The sequence below is a fragment of the Janthinobacterium rivuli genome, assembly GCF_029690045.1.
GTDB classification, from domain to species: domain Bacteria; phylum Pseudomonadota; class Gammaproteobacteria; order Burkholderiales; family Burkholderiaceae_D; genus Janthinobacterium; species Janthinobacterium rivuli.
The window spans coordinates 2,089,981-2,106,619 of sequence record NZ_CP121464.1 but is presented as its reverse complement, the minus strand read 5'-3'; the positions used below and the strand labels follow the sequence as shown (position 1 = coordinate 2,106,619).

Sequence of the window (16,639 nt, the reverse complement as noted above, 5' to 3'; positions counted from 1 at the left end):
CACCCCCAGCGTACTGCGGGCCATTGGCGCCATCAAGGACTGAACCATGCCGGCGTCCCTTATCGACAATCACCTGTCCTTCCAGCCTGCCGCCGAGATTCTGGCCGCGCGCGACAAGGACATGCCGACGCCACCAGGCGCCGGGCATGCACTGGCTGCCATCGCCGAAGCCAAGGCCCAGCTGCGCAGCATCAAGCCGCGCAACCTGGCGCCCTTCATGGCCCAGGCGTGGGGATTGTCGCCGCGTGGCGCGCGCCGTTCCGTGCTGATCGCCGCCGGCATGGACGCCGACCGCTGGGAATCGCCCATCCATTCATTTACCGAGGAAGAGCGCATCGCGCTGCGCGCCGCCACCTCTGCCGCTATCCGTGTGTACGAAAGACTGTTGAATGCAATCTAAACAAATCCTGCTGCCTGACGCCCAGCGTCACGAAGCCTTTTTACGATCCGCGCAATTCGCACCCGAGCTGGCCCGTATCCCGTTCAAGTGGCGCAACCGCGTCATCACGGCCGCAATGGCAAAAATGGCCTGGTCGTCCTGGTACAAAGTCTATGAATCCGTCGCCACCAGCTTTGTGCGCGAGTTCGCCGAACAGTACGTGCCGGCCGGCGTCGACCTGTCGCAAAGCGACGCCGACATCGTGGCCACCGCCGAGCGCGCGGCGGCCGGCGTCACCAAAATGCTGTGGATGGCAGTATCCGACACGCACGCCCTGCAGATCATGGAAGACGAATGCGCCTCGTATGGCATCGAGCTGCCCGAGTTCGACGCGCTGACCGACACCATCGCCCGCTTGGTGGATGCGCACTGGTGGCGCCGGCAGTTGCGCAAGCGCGTCAAGCGCGCCTTCGAAGCCGGCAATATCCGCCTGGGCTATGTGAACTATCGCGGCGAACCCTACGCCAGCAACGATGCCGTGCTGTCGCGCCTGGCGCAAAACCGCCGCAACGCGGCAGCGCTGGCCGCTACTCTTGTGCAAAACGAGAACGGCCAGCAATTCAGCATCGCCGAGCTGGCCGAGAAGACCACCGCGAACAAGGCCATCCGGCGCGGCGAACTGATGCTGCGCATCAACGGCTTTGAGCAGATCGCCCGCGAGTGCGGCGACCAGGGTATTTTCATCACCTGGACGTGCCCATCGCGCTTCCACGCCATGCAGCACAGCGGCAAGGCAAACGACAAATTCGACGGCTCCACGCCGCGCGAGGCCAACGCCTACCTGGGCAAGATGACATCGCTGTGCCGCTCCGCACTCGCGCGCCGTGGTATCGGCCTGTACGGCTTTCGCATCGCCGAGCCGCATCACGATGGCTGTCCACATTGGCATCTGCTGCTGTTCGTGCGGCCCACCGCGAAATACAAGACGGCCCACCTGCAGGACGTGGCCGGCCGCGCCATCCGCATCATGAAGCGCTACGCCTGGCGCGTGGATCGTGGCGAACCGGGTGCCTTCGCGCGCCGCCTGGACGTCAAACGCATCGACTGGGCCAAGGGCAGCGCCGCCGGCTACATCGCCAAGTACGTGGCCAAGAACATCGACGGCGTGGCCGACCACAAGACGAAAGAAGGCTATGTCGTCACGGCCGACACCGAAGGCGATGTCGAGCTGACGCCATCGGCGCGCGTCGAGTCCTGGGCCGCGTGCTGGGGCATCCGTCAATTCCAGCAATGGGGCGGCGCGCCCGTCACCGTGTGGCGTGAACTGCGCCGCATCGAGGAAAGCATGCTCAACGAAGCCCCGGCCGCCATGCGCCGCGCCTGGGACGCCGTGCAAAAGATCGACTGCGAGAAGCGCGCCTGCTGGGCCGAGTACCTGCGCGCCCAAGGCGGCGCCCTGGTGCCGCGCAAGGAACTGGTCGTCACGCTGGCGAAGGATGAAAAAACCGTCATCGGCCGCTATGGCGAAACGCTGCGCACCACGCCCTACGGCGTGCGCTGCAGCGATCTGATTGGGGTGGTCTTCAAGTCCGTGCGCCATACGTGGACGCCGGTACAGGCCACAGGCGGGCGCGGGGTGGCTGTTGGGGTTGCCGTTCCTCGGACTCGTGTAAATAACTGTACGCACCCCGACCGCCCTGCCCCGGCCACGCCGTCGGCGGCGCCCGTGCCTGACCTACCCGACGAGGCAAAAACAGCCGTGATTGCAGCTTGGGCGGCCGTTAACGCCTGCCCGTATCCCCGGCTGATCGTCCCCGACACCCCACCCCATGAAGGAAATGGCACATGAGCACCTATGCCGTGATCGTTCGCACCCAAACCGAACGCTTTGAATTTTTTGAGGTTGCCGCATCCAGCGGTGACGTGATCGACGCCGCCATCGACCGCTACGGCGTGTGCGGCGTTACCGCCAAACTGAAAGGAGCACCGCAATGCTGAACACCCTGACCAATTCAACGCGGCAAATCGCCCTGGGCGACCGCGTGACATTCGATACCGACGAAGGCTACCAAGCCGGCACCGTCAACGACCTGCGCCGTGACGTGGGCAATGGCGAGCTGCACGCCTGGGTGGAGCTGGACCACCAGTGGCCGGGCATGTTCCGCGCTGTCCCCCTTGCCGCGCTGCAGTCTGCAGGCGCCGCTGCGCCGTGCGCGGCACTCGCAAGTTAAGGCTGTCCCGGTGAGTGCTTTTTACAATGAAATTGACCCATACGCAGCCGCATGGCTGCGCAACCTGATAAAGGCCGGCCACATAGCGCCGGGAATTGTGGATGAACGATCGATCGAAGATATTTGTCCCGACGAGCTCGTCGACTACACGCAATGCCACTTTTTCGCTGGCGTTGGAGTTTGGTCCTATGCTCTTCGTCGCGCAGGATGGAACGATTCGCGACGAGTCTGGACAGGCTCGTGCCCGTGCCAGCCTTTCAGCTCGGCAGGCGGCGGCGCTGGGTTCGCTGACGAGCGGCACCTGTGGCCAGCATTCCACCACCTTATCCGCGAACACGCTGACGGGTGTCGCCGGAAGAAGCTCCGGCCTCCAGTCATCCTTGGAGAGCAAGTTGCGAGCAAGGACGCAGATACTTGGCTCGACCTTGTACAAACTGACATGGAAGCCTTGGGCTATGCCTTCGGGGCGCTTGCGTTCCCGTCTGCGAGCGTCGGTGCTCCGCATATCCGGGACCGCATCTACTGGCTGGGTAACGCCAGCGGCGCGGGACTGGAAGGACACACCGGGAATGGTGGCGCAACGGGATGGAAAGGATCGGGTGGATCAGTTACCCAGGCAAGCGTACTTGTGCGGCTGGCCGACGCCAACCCGCACGGACTCGGTGCGCACGCCAAGCCAGAGCTTCACCACGCACAACATAACGCTCAATCATGCGGCACTGTTTTCGGGCTGGCCAACGCCCAACACGCTGGACGTGATCGACAGGAAGGGACTTCGGCCCAGCCGCGCAGCGACCAATCGGACGAGTGGCTATCTGACAGAGATGGTGCCATTGACGAGCAACTGCGCGGCCCGACTAACGGCATATGGAGAGATGCTGACTGGCTGCATTGCAGGGATGGCAAGTGGCGGCCAGTTGAACCCGGCACATTCCCGCTGGCTGATGGGGCTACCGCCCGAGTGGGACGCCTGCGCGCCTACGGCAACGCGATCAACGCGGAACAGGCGCGCATCTTTATCGAGTCGGTAATGGAGGTGACATGAGTGACCAAAGTGCCAGCATTACGGAGAGCACTGGCAGACGAGTAAAACTATCAAGCGAACTACAAAGTATCCAAATGGACCAATACAAAGAATTCTGCCGGCTGCGTGACTACCGCAAGCCTGGCGTCGAAGTACCGCACCACACCGAGGCCGAAGCATTCGCCTTGGTGGTGCAAAGCAAAGCCGGCCATATAGAACCAGCCCAGCGCAAGAAAAACCCCACCACGACAGGACTCAAATAATGAACGAAGACCGAATTATCTACCGTCAGGACTTATACAAAATGCTGGGCGTCACTTCGGAGACGCTGCGCAGATGGGTCAAGGAGAACAAGCTGCCGCCAGCGGACGTTGCCATAACCCAGCGCACGCTGGGATGGCGCCTGTCAACGCTCCAAGCCGCTGGGATAAGGCTACTTTAACAGCCAGTCAGCGAAGGCCTGAAGCATGACCCGGCGCTGCTTCAGGTACTCCGCGGAGTTGTAGACCCCGCGCACGCCGCCGTCCTTGTGCGCGAGTTGCACCTCGACGTGATCTGAGTTGTATTCGTGCTCGTTGGCCCAGGTGGAACCGACCTTGCGCCAGCCGTGGCCCGTCATCTTGCCTTTGAAGCCGATACGGTGAATGAGGTACAGAATCGAGTTTTCACTCATGGGGCGGCTACCGCCCCGGTCATTCGGGAAAACGTAGATGCTACCCCGCGAACGCAGCTTCATTTCAGCCAGCAGTTCCAGCGCCTGGGATGACAGCGGCACCAGATGCTCACGGCCCTTCTTCATGCGCTTGCCCGGTATCCGCCAGACATCACCCTCCACTTCCGCCCAGGTCATGCGCCGCAGCTCGTCCGTGCGCGTCCACGTCAACGCCAGCAGCTTACAGGCCAGCACAGACTGAATTTCATCTTCAAGGGCCAGGCGCTCCATGAACGGATGCACCTCGGCCAATGCCAAGGCGGCAAACCCTTCGCGCGGCTTGCGGGAAAAGGCGACCTTCGAGTTGATGTTCGATGCGGGGTTCTCTTCGCAGTGGCCATGCTGAACGGACCAGTCGAGCACCTGGCCCACCCACATGCGCACGCGCCGGACGTACACGGACAGGCCGGCGGCATCCATCGGGCGCAGCGCGTCCATCAGATCTTCCTTGGTAATTTCACGCACAGTTTTCGCGCCCAGCGTCGGCGAAACGTACATGGCCAGCGCGCGCAGTGCATTTGCCTTATAGCCGGCGCTGATGTCCGTGCGCCCTTGCCAGTAGGTATCGATTGCGGCATCAAGGACTATGGACGCGCTCGTTTTGCGCTTGGACTTGAGATCCTCCCCATCCAGCAGTTTCAAACGCAAGGCGTCGCGCCGGTCACGGGCCTCCTTGAGGCCGATCAGGGGATACGGGCCAATCACGGCAGTTTGCTGCTTGCCCTGGTCGTTACGATAGGCCATGCGCCAAATCTTGTTGCCGCTCGGCAGGACGGCCAGCATCAGGCCGTGGCCATCGAAGAGCTTGCGCAGCTTGCCGTCATTCGGCGTTGCACGACGGCAGTCTGTATCGGTAAGCGTATTGATGGCCATGCGGAATCCTGTAGGTACGGTTTTTGAGAAAAACCGCATCATACCTACAAATCAGCCTACACGTGATTCTGTGGGAAGGTTTTTGGATGTCTCCGAATCTGCGATTCAGAGGGATGAAAATCAAGCTAACTCGTTGATTTTCAAGGAAATTCGGTGGTGTATAGGTTGAGTATACACACGAATTTTTTATGTACTTGGCGGAAGCGGTGAGATTCGAACTCACGAACAGTTTAACCCGTCGCTAGTTTTCAAGACTAGTGCCTTCAACCACTCGGCCACGCTTCCAGATGGCAGCATTATACATAAAGGTCAGTGGCTTACCAATGGCTAGCACTCCCGTGGCCTTATTTCCCCCAGCGAAGCGGACAGGAGAACACCCACGGCTCTTCGCCTGCGGGGGCAACGCCTGCGCTGGCACAGCAAAACTGAGCCTTACAGGCCCCAGTTTTCCCGCAGCGCCTTCTCGAACTCCACCGCTGGCAAGGGGCGCGAGAACAGATAGCCTTGCACTTCGTCGCAGCCCGAACTCTTCAGGAAGGCCAGCTGCTCGGTCGTTTCCACGCCTTCCGCGATCACTTTATGGTGCAGCTGCTGGGCGATGCTGATGATGGTGCTGGCGATGGCGCAGTCGCTGGCGTCGGTCGGGATGCCGGTGGTGAAGGACCTGTCGATCTTTAACGTGTCGATGGGGAAGCGTTTCAAATAAGACAGACTCGAATAGCCGGTGCCGAAATCGTCCAAGGACAGCGCCACGCCCAGGGCCGTGATGCGGTCCATGATGCCGATGACTCTCTCGATGTTGTGCATCAGGGTACTTTCCGTGATCTCCAGCTCCAGCCAGGCCGCTTCCAGGCCGTAGCGGGACAGGGTCGCCGCCACTCTGGCGGGCAAGGCTGCCGTGAATTCGCGGGCGGAGACGTTGACGGCCAGGCGGATCGGCGGCAGGCCGGCCAGTTTCCACGCTTGCGCCTGGGCGCAGGCCGCTTCCAGCACCCATTCTCCCACTTGCACCACCAGGCCCGTCGATTCGGCCAGGGGGATGAATTCGGCCGGCGGGATCATGCCGTGCTGCGGGTGGTGCCAGCGCACCAGCGCTTCGGCGCCGATGATGCGGCCGCTGCCCAGCGCGTATTTCGGCTGGTAGTGCAGCAGCAGTTGCTGCTCGGATAAAGCCTGGCACAAGCCGGTTTCCAGGCGCATGCGCGCCTGCATGCCCAGGTTCATGTCCTGGCTGTAGAAGGCCACACTTTCCGCTTCGCCGCCGCTGTCTTGCTTGGCACGGTACATGGCGATGTCGGCCAGGCGCAGCAGGGTTTCCGCGTCCTGCCCGTCTTGCGGGTAGACACTGATGCCGATGCTGGCGCCCACGCGCAAGTCGTGGCCTTCGATCAGGAACGGCTCCACCAGCGAGGCCAGCAGCTTTTGCGCCACCATGCTGGCCTCGAAATGCTGGCCGATGTCGAACAGGCCGACGGCAAACTCGTCGCCGCCCAGGCGCGCCACCAAGTCCTGGTCGCGCAAGGCATGGCGGAAACGCAGCGACACTTGCCGCAGCAGTTCGTCGCCGATGCGCCGGCCCAGGGTGTCGTTGATCAGTTTAAAACGGTTCAGGTCGATGAACAGCACGCAGCCGAGCATCTTGCTGCGCTGTGCCACGGAGAGTGCCTGGTCGACCAGCTTGGCCAGCAAGGTGCGGTTGGGCAGGCTGGTCAGCGGGTCGTAATAGGCCAGGTGGTGCAAGCGCTCTTCGGCCAGCTTGCGCTCGGTGATGTCCGTCAGGTAGGCGATGAGTCCGATGGGCTTGTCGTCCAGGTCTTGCAGCGGAGACAGGGACAGGCTGGCCCAGAAGATCTCGCCCGACTTCTTTCGGCGGCGCACCTCCATCAGGCGCCCTCCCTGCTCCAGGAAGGCGTCGTGGAAACCTGTGTCTTCGTCGTCGTACAGGAACAGGATGTTGCGCCCTACGGCTTCCACCGAGGTGTAGCCGAACAGACGCTCGGCGCCCTTGTTCCAGCTGGTGATGTAACCGGTCAAATCCATCGTCAGCACGGATTCGTGCAACTGGTCGAGGATTTGCGTCTGCTGCGCCAGCAAGGCTTCCACTTGCGCGTAGGCGTGCGTGGAACGTTGCGCCAGCGAATGCACTTGCAAGACGCCAGCCGTCAGCGATGCCAGGCTGGCCAGGTGGCGACGGTCGGCGTCGCTGTACACACTGCGTCCCGCCACGCTGTAATGGCCGAAGCAATGGCCATCGAAACTGATTTCCTGCAGCAAGGCAGGCGTATCGCGGGGGAAAGGCGCGGGCGGAGCGCCGCCATCGGTGCTGGCCGCGGGCAGGAACTGGCCATGCGGACTGACCATCACGGCGCTGGCGATACGGCCCAGCTCAGTGACCAGCGCGGGGCCGCGCAAACGCACGACGGCGTCGCACAGGGCGGCGCTGTCACCAAGGAAATCCGACACCGGAAACAGGGTCATGCTAGAGGTTCCGGCTGACCTGGATGGCCCATTGGTAGGCCTGCAGCAGGCTGCGCCAATAGGTTTCTCCATCGATGCCGGCGCGGCGCAAGCCTTCGGGCGGCGGCGTGGCGCTTTCGACCAGCGCCAGCAAGGTGCCCAGCTCGCCATTGCGTTCGAGCAAGGCGGCGCTCACTGCGGGCGCCAGGTTCAGGGTGGCGATGATCTCGTCCATCGGCATACCCAGCAGGACGTCGAGCAGCGAGAACACGCCCGCCATGAAGGCCAGGTCTTGCGCGTCGCGGTCGCCGCCGCGCAGCTGGCACAGCGCTTCCATCTGCGCCGCGCGCACGGCCGCCAGCGGCAGCAGCGCGTGGATCTTGCCGTCGTCCTGTTGCCGCGCATACAGCAGCAGTTGCAGCCAGCGCTGCAGCTGGCGCCGGCCCAGCAAGGTGATGGCCTGGCTGAAGCTGCTAATCGGCGCCGTGAAACCAAAGGCGGCTGAATTGACCAGTTTCAATAAATGATAGCTGAGCGATGGGTCTTGCTTGAGCGGCACTTCCAGCTCGTGCGCATCGGCATCGCGGGCCAGCAAGCCCAGCAGCGCCAGCAGGCGGCGCCGCGACGTGGCGTCTTCCGGCTCGCTTTGCTGGCGCGCATGGTGCAGGGCGTAATCGCCGGCAAACCAGCTGACGCCAAGTTCTTGCAAGGCAGCAAACTGCCCCGCGTCGGCGATGTTGTAGGCGAGGTGCGGCCCCGCCAGGGGCAGCAACTGGTGCAGGGCCGGGCGTGGGCCAGACGCATCAAAGCTCAGCGCGCGCGCGTCAACTTGCGCCGCCGTCACGGGACCGGCTTCGGCCCCATCGAGAAGGATGCGGTAGCCGGCGTCGCGCCATTGCTGGCATTTTTTCTGGAGTTGCTTGTCGCCGGCAAGATGGGCCGGCAAACGGAAGATGGTGCGTTGCGGCGCCAGTTGCGCCAGCACGGCCTCGTCCACGCCATGCGGGTCGGCCAGGGGAATGATGCAGTCGAGCGGCGCCAGGAAGGCATACGCATCGGCGGCGGCCAGCGCCGCCAGCAGCGGCGCCGTCCAGGCCTGCGGACCATGCAGGGTGACAGCGACCCACTCGTTATGAGCATTGGCCACTGCTTGTAATCCCACCAACGGAAACAGGTTTGATTCAGACGCTGACATCGGTATCTCAGTGTGGGTAGGGCGCCATAGTAAATAAACTGACCAGCATTGGCAACCCTGGCCCGACAGGGATGCCCTCGACAGCGAGAATCATTCTATCCGAATCTCACCTGCGAAACAGTTTAATTTTGGCAATAAATGTTCAAAAAGAACATTCCCCCGCGAGACCCGCCTGTCATGCGGGTGTGGCAAAAACCCGGCATGGCGCACGCATGCTCAGGCGCTGCCGCCATGCGCGTGCTCGACCGCATATTTGATCAATTCGGCCTGCCCTTCGATGCCGAGCTTGCGCTTGATGTTCAGCCGGTGCGTCTCCACCGTGCGCACGCTCAGGTCCAGCGCGCGGGCGATCTGCTTGTTCGACTGGCCCGCCGCGATGTGCTGCAGCACTTGCTGCTCGCGCGTGGTGAGGAAGGAGTCGTGCACTTGCGGACGCGACAGCTGCCGCGCCAGGGCCGCGCTGTAATAGATACCGCCGGACATCACCGTCTCGATGGCGAAGACGATATCTTTCCCAGGAGCATCTTTGAGCACATAGCCGCGCGCGCCGGCGGCGATGGCTTGCGACACATATTCGAGCTTGTCGTGCATGGACAGGATCAGCACGGCGATCTGCGGAAACGCCTGCTTGAACAGCGCCGTCGCTTCGATGCCGTTGATGCCGCGCATATTGATATCCATCAACACGAGGTCGACCTGGTGGAGACGCGCCTGTGCCAGCGCCTCGTCGGCCCCGCCCGCCTCGGCCACCACGTCGAAATGCGCCACCGCTTCCAGGCGCGCACGCAAGCCGTCGCGCACGAGGGGGTGGTCGTCCACCAGCAGGATGTTGATCTTCTCGGTCATGGTTCTCTATTTTAATGTGGAGGAAAGCTCAAGCCGCGCCAGCACCACGGTGCCGGCCGGAGACGAGGTGATGCGCAGGCTGCCGCCGATGGCTTCCATGCGTTCCGTCATGTTGCGCAGGCCGATGCCGCGCTGCGGATGCAGGGCGATGCCGTCGAAATCGAAGCCGCCGCCATTATCCTGGATGCGCAATTCCACGGCCTTGCCCGCTTCGAGCAAGCTCACTTCCACGCCGCGCGCGTGGGCATGGCGCTCGCAATTGGTCAGCGCTTCCTGGGCGATGCGGAACAGCACGGTATTCACCATATCGGGCAAGCCCTCGCCCGCCGCCGCCGGACTGGCCGTGAAACTGGCTTGCGCGCTGCTGCTGTCGTTAAATTCATGCACCAGGTGATCGAGCGCGGCGGCCAGGCCCAGGTCATCGAGAATGGCCGGGCGCAGGTTGTGTGAAATGCGCCGCACTTCGCCCAGCACCTTGTTCAGTTGCTCGGCGGCACGCTCGAAGGTGGCGGGCGCCTTGTCTTTCTGTTCTGCATTGCCGCCCAGGCGCGCGATGCCCGCCTCGATCTGCAGTTTGATCGACACCAGCCACTGACTGATGCCGTCATGCAAGTCGCGCGACAGCCGCGCCCGCTCTTCTTCCTGCGATTCGACCACCCTCTGCGCCAGCACTTTCAGCTTGGCGTCGGCCACGCGCAATTCGCGCAAGTTCAGCACGAGGCCGCAAGCGGCCACCAGCAGGGAGCCGAGGATGGCGATGGCGGCGATCAGTTCCATGGTCGAGCGGATATTGCGCGACTGCTGGGCGTCGACCTTGGCCAGCGCCTGGTCCACGTCATCCATATAAATGCCGGTACCCATCATCCAGCCCCATTCCGGCATCAGGATCACATAGCCGAGCTTGGGCGCGGACTTGTTGCTCGACGGCTTGATCCAGTTGTAGCGTTCGAAACCGCCGCCGCTCTTGGCCCGCTGCATCAGGCGCTGGATGGTCAGATTGCCCTCGGCGTCGCGCAATTGCCACAGATTCTGCCCTACCAGCTCGGGCTGGCGCGGATGCATCAGCGACTTGCCCTGTAAATCATAGATGAAGAAATAGCCATCGTCGCCATAACTGAGGGCCGACAGGATGCGCTTGGCCTCCTCTTGCGTGGCGTCATCCTTGCGCCCCGACTGGTACAGGGAGGCGATGGAATGGCTGGCCAGGGTCACGTAATGCTTGAGCTCGGCTTCCTTGCTGGCCAAGTACGCTTGCTGGATGGTGGCGCGCTGCTGCTCGGCCAGGGTAATCGCCTGATGCCGCACGGCAAACGCAATCGCGCACAGGGCGAGGATGAGCGGCGTGATGGCCAGGAAGATGACTTTCTGTCTGAGTTTCATGGCCTTGCGCGCTCCGGCGGCGTCGATGCTGGTGGGAATGCGTGATTTTACGTCGCGGCGCGGCAATCGGTCTGCGTAGTAATACTGAGCGTTACTGCGTAGTCGTGCGCTTGCATCGATTATACGATTCCTGAATACTCGCCATAAGCTGCAGATACACCCAATTCACCCCCAAACTGGCGACGACCAGGCTCGGCAGCACACATCATCGCACGGCACAGCGCCCGTCAATCTCTGGAGGAAGCATGAACCGCATTTTCAAACAGCTCGGCTGGGCAGCGCTTGCGCTGGCAGGCGCCGGGTCCTTGGGCGTCGTCGCCCTGCAACGTGGCGAACCGATCAGCGCGATCTGGATCGTCATCGCCGCCGTCTGCGTCTATCTGATCGCCTACCGTTTCTACAGCCTGTTCATCGCCGACAAGGTGCTGGGCCTGGATGCTCGCCGCATGACGCCGGCCTTCAAGCACAACGATGGCCTCGACCACGTGCCGACCAACAAATATGTGCTGTTCGGCCACCATTTCGCGGCGATTGCCGGCGCCGGCCCGCTGGTCGGCCCCGTGCTGGCCGCGCAAATGGGCTATTTGCCCGGCATGCTGTGGATTTTGGCTGGCGTCGTGTTTGCCGGCGCCGTGCAGGATTTCATCGTGCTGTTCATTTCCATGCGCCGCGATGGCCGCTCCTTGGGCGACCTGATCAAGGCTGAACTGGGTGAAATTCCCGGCATGATCGCGCTCCTGGGCTGCTTCATGATCATGGTCATCATTTTGGCCGTGCTGGCATTGATCGTCGTCAAGGCGCTGACCGGCTCCCCATGGGGCAGCTTCACCGTGATGGCGACGATCCCCATCGCCCTGTTCATGGGCGTGTATTCGCGCTTCATCCGCGTCGGCCGCATCGGAGAGATTTCCATCATCGGCTTCGTCCTGCTGATGCTGGCCATCATCGGCGGCCAGTACGTACAGGAACACGCCGTGCTCGGTCCGATGTTCACGTTTACCGGCACGGAACTGACGTGGATGCTGATCGGCTACGGCTTCATCGCCTCGGTCCTGCCCGTGTGGCTGCTGCTGGCGCCGCGCGACTACCTGTCGACTTTTCTTAAAATCGGCACGATTCTCGGCCTGGCCATCGGCATCATCGTCGTCGCGCCGTACCTGAAAATGCCGGCCATGACCAAGTTCATCGACGGCTCCGGCCCTGTCTGGTCGGGCAATCTGTTCCCCTTCCTGTTCATTACGATCGCCTGCGGCGCCGTCTCCGGCTTCCACGCGCTGATTTCCTCGGGCACCACGCCGAAGATGATTGAAAACGAAAGCCACGCCCGCTTCATCGGCTATGGCGCCATGCTGATGGAATCGTTTGTTGCCATCATGGCCCTGGTGGCCGCCTCGACCATCGAGCCAGGCATCTATTTCGCCATGAACAGCCCGGCCGCCCTGATCGGCACCACGGCCGAGTCCGCCGCTCAGGCGATCTCGCAATGGGGCTTCTATGTCACGCCGGAAATGCTGACGCAGACGGCCAAGGACGTTGGCGAGCACAGCATCATCTCGCGCGCCGGCGGCGCACCGACCCTGGCCGTCGGCATGGCGCAGATCCTCTCCGGCGCCATCGGCGGCAAGGCCATGATGGCTTTCTGGTACCACTTCGCGATTTTGTTCGAAGCGCTGTTCATCCTGACGGCCGTCGATGCGGGCACGCGTGCCGGCCGCTTCATGCTGCAAGACTTGCTGGGCAGCTTCGTGCCTAGCCTGAAAAAGACGGAAAACGTCATCGCCAACCTGCTGGCCACGGGCCTGTGCGTGGCGGCCTGGGGCTACTTCCTGTACCAGGGCGTGGTCGATCCATTGGGCGGCATCAACACCTTGTGGCCGCTGTTCGGCATCGCCAACCAGATGCTGGCCGCGATTGCGCTGATCCTCGGCACCTGCGTGCTGTTCAAGATGAAGCGTGGCCAGTACGCGTGGGTCACCATCACGCCGACCATCTGGCTGCTGCTGTGCACCTTGACGGCGGGCTGGCAAAAGATTTTCGACGCCAATCCGCGCGTCGGCTTCCTCGCGCACGCCAAGAAATATTCGGCGGCGCTCGATGAAGGCACCCTGCTGGCGCCAGCCAAGTCGGTGGCGCAGATGCAGCAGATCATCTTCAACGATTACCTGGACGCCGGCCTGGCCGCCTTCTTCGTCATCGTCGTCGTCAGCGTGCTGTTCTTCGGCGTCCGCACGATTCTGAAGGCGCGCGCCGACAGCCAGCCGAGCACCAAGGAAACGCCGTTCCAGGCCTTGCCCACGGTGCAATGATGATCGACGAAATCATCAAGGCTGGACGGTATCTGGGGCAAAGCATGCGGCTCATGTGCGGCTTGCCCGAGTACGACACCTATGTGGCGCACCGGGAAGTGACCCATCCCGGCGAGCCGATGATGACGTATGAAGAGTTTTTCCGCGAACGGCAGGAAGCGCGCTATGGTGGCGCGGGAAAACGCGGAGGGTGTTGCTAATATAAGTGCTGGGGTCAGATCCGCCGGGTCTGCCCCCATTGTTGCGCCCTCGTTGTTTCATCTTCAGTAAGTTCCCCTCCCCTCTCCTCCCTTAGACCCACATCAATATCAGGGTGTGTCTTCGCGTCTATATTTTTCCAATAGGAATTAAATAAAAGTCAACGGGCGACCGGGGAAGCAGCGAATTCATGTTCAATTTCCAACGCTCCAGCATCAGCCAGAAGCTGACCATTATTTCGGTACTGTCGTCGGGCTGCGCGCTGCTGCTGGTGTTCGTGGCGTTTGCGCTGACGTCCGTGCTCAGCCACAAGAGCGATGAAGGCAAGCAGCTGCTGTCGCTGGCGAGCGTGATCGGCGCGGCCAGCGCGGCGCCATTGCTGGCAGGAAAATCGGCGCAGGCGCAGGCGGAACAGGTGCTGGCCGCGCTGGCCGCGCGCGACGAGGTGGCCCAGGCGGCCCTGTTCGACAAGGGCGGGCGTTTGTTCGCCCTGTACCGCGCGTCGCAGCACGCGGAACGCCTGGCGGCGCCGGAAGACATGGACCCTGCCTTGCTGGCCGACATGGCCGTGCAGCCCGTCACGCAAGGCTCGGGCACGACCCTGGCGCCGGCCATGCGCTTGTACCGTCCCGTCTACCGGCCAGGCGAGCCGCAACAAATCATCGGCGCCGTGCTGATCGAGGCGGACCTGAACCACATGTGGCGCGACATCGGCCGCCACGTGGGCGCCATCGGCGGCGCCACCGTGCTGTCCTTCCTGATCGCCGTCTTCCTGGCGCGGCGCTTCAAAAGCGTGATCGCCGAACCGATCACCAAGCTGATCGACACGGCGCAAAAAGTGTCGAGCAGCCAGACCTACAGCCACCGCATCGCGCACCAGCGCAGCGACGAGCTGGGCGTGCTGATCGACAGTTTCAACGACATGCTGGCGCAGATCGACAGCCGCGACAGCACCCTGGCCAATTACCGCGACCAGCTCGAGCGCCAGGTGGGCGTGCGCACGGCGCAGCTGGAAAAGGCCAAGGACGCGGCCGAGGCGGCCAGCCAGGCGAAGAGCGCGTTTCTTGCCACCATGAGCCATGAAATCCGCACGCCGATGAATGGCGTGCTGGGCATGACGGAGCTGCTGCTGGCCAGCCAACTGACGCCGCAGCAGCGCCACTACACGAGCATGGTGCAGCGTTCGGGACAGAATTTGCTGGTGATCATCAACGACATCCTCGACTTTTCCAAGATCGAGGCGGGCAAGCTGAGCGTGGAATACATCCGCTTCAATTTCCGCGAATTGCTCGACGACATAGAACACGTGTTCGCGCCACAGGCGGAAGCGAAAAACATCAGCCTGGAATTCGACATCGCGTTTGACATTCCCATCGCCATTTGCGGCGACCCGAACCGCTTGCGCCAGATCATCGTCAACCTGCTGGGCAATGCCATCAAGTTCACGGAAACGGGCAAGGTCACCGTGAAAGTGACCGTCTGCAGCGAAGACGCGCCCAGCGTGGGCTTGCGTTTCGAGGTGCACGACACGGGCATCGGCGTGTCGAGCGAAGCGCAGACGCGCATCTTTGAATCGTTTTCGCAGGCGGACGGTTCGACCACGCGCAAGCACGGCGGCACGGGCCTGGGACTGACGATCTCGAAACAGCTGGTGGAGCTGATGGGTGGCACTATCGGCGTTGATAATGCTTTAACGCAAGGGTCGATCTTCTGGTTCGAAGTAAATTTCGATAAGCGGCGGGTCGACAGCGATGACCCGTCCTTCAACCTGAAAACCACGCGAGGGTTACGCGCCTTGATCGTCGACCACACACCCGCCACGCGCGCCGTGCTGGAGCGGCAACTGGCCAGCTGGCACATCGTCAGCGACAGCGCCGGCACGGCCAGCGACTGCCTGGGCAAGCTGCGCGCGGCCGCCCAGGCGGGCACGCCGTATGCCGTGGCCCTGCTCGACATGGAGTTGCCGCGCACCAGCGGCCTGGCCCTGGCCGCCAACATCAAGAGCGACCCGCTGCTGGCCGACCTCAGGCTGCTGCTGCTGAGCACGGAACAGGCGGCGGCCGACCCGGTGCAGCGGCGCGAGGCGGGCGTGGCCTACCAGCTGATCAAGCCGGCCCGCGAATGCGACCTGTTCGACTGCATCGTCACGCCGCCGCGCGTCAGCGAGGGCATGCGCATCCATCCGCCGCACGCCCCCCGTCAGGTGGGCCGGCGCCAGCGCCGCCGCGTGCTGCTGGCCGAGGACAATCCGGTCAACGTGGAAGTGGCGCTGGCCATGCTCGACAGCCTGGGCCTCGATGTCGTCTGCGCGCGCAACGGCGAAGAAGCCTTGCAGGCGGCGCAGGCCGAGGATTTCGATCTGATCCTGATGGATTGCCAGATGCCCGTGATGGATGGCTTTGCCGCCACGGCGGAAATCCGCCGCCACGAACAGCACTGCGGCCACGCGCGCGTGCTGCCCATCGTCGCCATCACGGCCAATGCGCTGCAGGGCGACCGCGAAGCGTGCCTGGCGGCCGGCATGGACGATTACCTGAGCAAACCGTTCACGCAGCAGGACCTGGGCCACACGATCGCGCGCTGGATCACCCTGCCGCGCGCGGCCACCGTGCACCACAGCGAAGTGCCAGAGCAACAAACGCCGCCAGAGACGCCTCCCGCGCCGCAGCCAACGCCAGCCGGCCAGCCGCTGAACCGGCAAGCGCTGGAAAACATCCGCGCCCTGTCCGGCACGGATGGCGATGCGCTGCTCGAACGGGTCATCCAGGCCTTCGTCGGCGAGACCCCGCGCCAGTTGAGCGCCATGCGCGCAGCGGTTGCCGGCGCCGATGCGGAAGCGCTGCGCAAGGTGGCGCACAGCCTGAAGTCAAGCAGCGCCAACGTGGGCGCCGACGGCCTGGCGCAGCTGTGCAAGGAGATGGAAAAACTGGGCCGCGCCGGCAGCACCGAGGGCGCGGCTCCCCTGCTGCTGCAGATGCAGCAAACCTTCCTGGCCGTACGCGAATCGCTGAACGCCATCCTCGTGAAGGAACACTGAC

The 16,639-nt window shown here is 63.0% G+C and carries 14 protein-coding genes and 1 tRNA gene; 9 read left to right on the top strand and 6 right to left on the bottom strand.

Features of this window, described 5'->3' with window-relative positions; all coding sequences use genetic code 11:
• Positions 1–46: 46 nt before the first annotated feature.
• From P9875_RS09600 to P9875_RS09575, 6 genes are read left to right on the top strand one after another with little or no spacing between them, the layout of a single operon-like run.
• Positions 47–400: a hypothetical protein gene (locus tag P9875_RS09600; RefSeq protein ID WP_278318225.1), complete on the top strand. Its 354-nt coding sequence runs from the start codon at positions 47–49 to the stop codon at positions 398–400.
• On the top strand, positions 390–2,228 hold the full coding sequence (locus P9875_RS09595) for a replication endonuclease (RefSeq protein WP_278318224.1): 1,839 nt from the start codon (positions 390–392) through the stop codon (positions 2,226–2,228). Before P9875_RS09600 ends, P9875_RS09595 begins: the two co-directional genes overlap by 11 nt.
• Entirely contained in the window at positions 2,225–2,377 is a 153-nt protein-coding gene (locus tag P9875_RS09590; protein ID WP_175539401.1) for a hypothetical protein, read from the top strand. The genes P9875_RS09595 and P9875_RS09590 overlap by 4 nt, the downstream gene beginning before the upstream one ends.
• Positions 2,371–2,610 carry a hypothetical protein gene (locus P9875_RS09585; protein ID WP_278318223.1) on the top strand — a complete coding sequence of 80 codons (240 nt, stop codon included), beginning with the start codon at positions 2,371–2,373 and terminating at the stop codon, positions 2,608–2,610. Before P9875_RS09590 ends, P9875_RS09585 begins: the two co-directional genes overlap by 7 nt.
• 10 nt (positions 2,611–2,620) lie before the next feature.
• The gene (locus tag P9875_RS09580; protein WP_278318222.1) at positions 2,621–3,655 is read left to right on the top strand and encodes a DNA cytosine methyltransferase; all 1,035 of its coding nucleotides are present in this window, start codon (positions 2,621–2,623) and stop codon (positions 3,653–3,655) included.
• On the top strand, positions 3,652–3,897 hold the full coding sequence (locus tag P9875_RS09575; protein WP_278318221.1) for a hypothetical protein: 246 nt from the start codon (positions 3,652–3,654) through the stop codon (positions 3,895–3,897). The genes P9875_RS09580 and P9875_RS09575 overlap by 4 nt, the downstream gene beginning before the upstream one ends.
• Before the next feature lie 170 nt (positions 3,898–4,067).
• Here the strand turns inward: P9875_RS09575 and P9875_RS09570 are convergent, their stop codons facing one another.
• The 6 genes from P9875_RS09570 to P9875_RS09545 all read right to left on the bottom strand — a co-directional run bounded on the left by P9875_RS09570 (position 4,068) and on the right by P9875_RS09545 (position 11,097).
• The gene (locus tag P9875_RS09570) at positions 4,068–5,219 is read right to left on the bottom strand and encodes a tyrosine-type recombinase/integrase (protein WP_278318220.1); all 1,152 of its coding nucleotides are present in this window, start codon (positions 5,217–5,219) and stop codon (positions 4,068–4,070) included.
• Positions 5,220–5,414: 195 nt separating this feature from the next.
• A tRNA-Ser gene (locus tag P9875_RS09565) sits at positions 5,415–5,504 on the bottom strand.
• 147 nt (positions 5,505–5,651) lie between these two features.
• Positions 5,652–7,697 (bottom strand): putative bifunctional diguanylate cyclase/phosphodiesterase, encoded by a 2,046-nt coding sequence (locus P9875_RS09560; RefSeq protein WP_278318219.1) that lies wholly within the window; start codon positions 7,695–7,697, stop codon positions 5,652–5,654.
• 1 nt (position 7,698) lies between these two features.
• A complete protein-coding gene (locus P9875_RS09555) occupies positions 7,699–8,823 on the bottom strand; it encodes an EAL and HDOD domain-containing protein (protein ID WP_341353822.1) in 1,125 nt (374 codons plus the stop codon).
• 264 nt (positions 8,824–9,087) lie between these two features.
• Complete coding sequence (locus P9875_RS09550; protein ID WP_035826133.1) at positions 9,088–9,717, bottom strand: response regulator transcription factor; 630 nt, start codon at positions 9,715–9,717, stop codon at positions 9,088–9,090.
• A 6-nt stretch (positions 9,718–9,723) separates the two neighbouring features.
• Positions 9,724–11,097, bottom strand: coding sequence for a cache domain-containing protein (locus P9875_RS09545; RefSeq protein WP_176388548.1), 1,374 nt, complete (start codon positions 11,095–11,097; stop codon positions 9,724–9,726).
• Positions 11,098–11,342: 245 nt separating this feature from the next.
• Between P9875_RS09545 and P9875_RS09540 the strand changes: the two genes are divergently transcribed.
• From P9875_RS09540 to P9875_RS09530, 3 genes are all read left to right on the top strand, one after another.
• Complete coding sequence (locus P9875_RS09540; RefSeq protein ID WP_278318217.1) at positions 11,343–13,403, top strand: carbon starvation CstA family protein; 2,061 nt, start codon at positions 11,343–11,345, stop codon at positions 13,401–13,403.
• Complete coding sequence (locus tag P9875_RS09535) at positions 13,403–13,603, top strand: YbdD/YjiX family protein (protein WP_010396213.1); 201 nt, start codon at positions 13,403–13,405, stop codon at positions 13,601–13,603. Before P9875_RS09540 ends, P9875_RS09535 begins: the two co-directional genes overlap by 1 nt.
• A gap of 188 nt (positions 13,604–13,791) precedes the next feature.
• Entirely contained in the window at positions 13,792–16,638 is a 2,847-nt protein-coding gene (locus P9875_RS09530; protein ID WP_278318216.1) for a hybrid sensor histidine kinase/response regulator, read from the top strand.
• Position 16,639 lies beyond the last annotated feature (1 nt).